This window comes from Bacteroides caecigallinarum, assembly GCF_021531075.1.
Lineage (GTDB): Bacteria > Bacteroidota > Bacteroidia > Bacteroidales > Bacteroidaceae > Phocaeicola > Phocaeicola caecigallinarum_B.
On record NZ_JADYTJ010000103.1, the window covers coordinates 1 to 2,715 of the forward strand.

2 protein-coding genes are annotated in these 2,715 nt (G+C 30.2%); both read right to left on the reverse strand.

Annotated elements, in window-relative coordinates; genetic code table 11:
- Positions 1–36: 36 nt before the first annotated feature.
- Complete coding sequence (locus I6E11_RS14385) at positions 37–750, reverse strand: STM2766 family helicase-associated protein (protein ID WP_235338802.1); 714 nt, start codon at positions 748–750, stop codon at positions 37–39.
- On the reverse strand, positions 728–2,715 hold a 1,988-nt coding region (locus I6E11_RS14390; RefSeq protein ID WP_235338803.1), incomplete at its 5' end, for an STM2767 family DEAD/DEAH box helicase. The genes I6E11_RS14385 and I6E11_RS14390, both read right to left, overlap by 23 nt.

Sequence of the window (2,715 nt, forward strand, 5' to 3'; positions counted from 1 at the left end):
TTTATTAGCATTCAATTAGTTTACACTTTTTTTATTCTATTTCTTTTTACTGTTTTTGGCCCTTTTATTGGCTTTTAAAATCGTTAAATGTGGTGGTAATTTATCGAGTAAATAATAACAATCAGTGTTTTTATTTACAATATTCTCAAATTCAGATGGAGAAAGCTTTGATTTTAGTCCAAGTTTGTAAGAACCTTTTAAAGAAATGTTTATGTCTAGATGGTTGAGTGGATGTAAAGCACCATTACAACTCTTTGGGTCATAATCATATCTTAGATAACAAGGTTCATGTGCCCAAAAGTATTCTAACAACTTGTAGGCTTCTATATTTAAGAAAGTATCCTCTTCATCTCTTGATTCATACACATCTATAATAGAATCGCATTTTACATCGTCAAGTATAGAAATCGCATTTGAAATGAGTTCTAACGTACAATTAATGCCAGAAGTTGTATAAACAGAATTCACTTGTTGTGTAAATTTATCAACTTCTACCTGACATGGATACTCCAAAGAGTAAAATTTATCAATGGAAAGATAAATAAAAATTCTACTTTGCTTGTCAATAGCTAATTTTAGATAGGCTTGTGATGATAAAGATGTATCTTTTATGTCTATAGAATCATCATTAGAGAGAATTTTTCTTGTGATTTCAAGCAATACTCTTGTGTAATCCTTATGTTGTTTCAATGTTTGTGAAAACTTCTTGTTTTCATAAGATTCTATTTTACGCAAAATAATCTTCATCATCAATAGTATTTAGGAATGCTTGTATTAATTCCTTTAATTGAGCATTATTGTTTTTCATTGGAATGCCTGCTAACGATTTTCGGATAGCCTCTTTAATCTTGGGATTTGTGATGTTTAATTCTTCAAATACATTGTTAATTCTATCCTCCAATGATAATGCTTGCTTTCCTCCTTTTATCCAAGCTTTAATATCTATTTGTTCTTTGTCTGTAGGTTCGATTACTACTATCTTTTTTTCTTTCATAATACGTTGACCACCACTATACATTTCTTGGGTAAAACCATTGTCATTGCCTTTAGGTAATACCAAATAAGAACGAATAAATGATCGTGTGAGCATTGTGTACAATGTATTACGATAACTTTTTTCTTTAAGAATTTTTTTTGTTATACAAATAACAAAAGGATATTCCAAACCTTTTACATTATTTTTATTGCTTATCAGTATTTTCCCTTTTTCTGTCTTCTTGGATTCATATGCAATGTTACATTCCATACCAAGTTCTATTCCTATAGCTCGTTCGATACTGCTGGCCGATTGATAAATATATTGATCTGTATCTAAGAAAATAATAGCTATATCATCAGGTTTCACTGTTGGGAATTCATCGTATATTTTTTTTATAAGATTTATAATTCCTTTTATTAAATCTTGTATACCAATAATTTTCAAACTATCAAAATCAGGATCAATATCCTCAAATCTTCTAAGTGGATCACGTGTTAATGTGTATTGTTTACCTTCAATTTCTACATGATAACCACATTGTTCCCATTGTTCTTTGTCAAGCCACCATAGCTTCTCTTTCTCAAAAAGTCCCATACCTAAAGCTTGAGCAAACATTAATGTCTTTGGATCTGTACGATAACATTTACTCAACAAAAAATTAGGAGGAATAGTATCTTTTTTCTTTTCTTCAAAAATGGACTGGAATATATCACCAGCAATAAAACATTTTTTCTCAGTAACTAATTCGCATAGTTTAAAAAATGATTCTTTAAAATCCTGACTCTCATCAATAAATATATAGGTAAAAGCATGTCCATAAGCTTTAATTCTATCTCTAACTTGTTCGATAGCTTTTTGACAAGCTACATCAAAAGAACCACATTCCCGCAAACTGTAGAAACTTATATCGTAGAAACTACAAATATATCTATAGATACCTGAATACTCATTTCCATAGTTACCCCATGCACTAACACATAGTAATTTGTTCCAATCAATTTGCTGTTCTACCTTCATGAAGTTAAAGAACTCAGGTATTCTTTCTTTTAATTTTCGAGATAGAATTTTGTTAAAACAGGTAAAGCCAAAAACAGCATCTTCATTCTTTACATACAAATCTTTTAGTTTATGCATTAATAGTTCTGTTTTTCCTGTACCAGATAAACCTTGTATGGTGATTCTTTTTCCTTCAGCATCTAGTTCCTCATAAATAAAACGGGTCTGTTGACCGTCAAACAACTGGATTTTGTGTTTGACCTTATCTAAAAGATTGTCTGGTTCTTCTGCTGTTATGTTTTTCACATCATTAATGCTACCGATAAAAAGAGATATCAGTAAATCTAGTGTTCTGAAATCAGCAGTATCATTTATAACGATGTCATTGCAAAACCATGCTCGTACATCGTCAATTTCTTTTAATGAATAAATACCAGTTAATCTATCTCTCCATTTTCTAGGACGCCCTATCTTCTCCTTATATCCATACTTATCGCTGACTGAACCAATATCTTCTATTATGTCTTCACACAAATCATTGAAATTATCATTCATTTTACTAGTTGTGACGAAGGCTATTTTCTTTTTTGAAGATAATAAAATTATTAACGAGTCATCATTGTATTGATATTTACCATCTATAAGTGGACCGGACAACACGTATACTTGTTGTTTAATAGACTCAGCTATAGATTGCATTTCTTCCAAAAAACTTTTGTTTTTAGAAGTTTGTACTATAT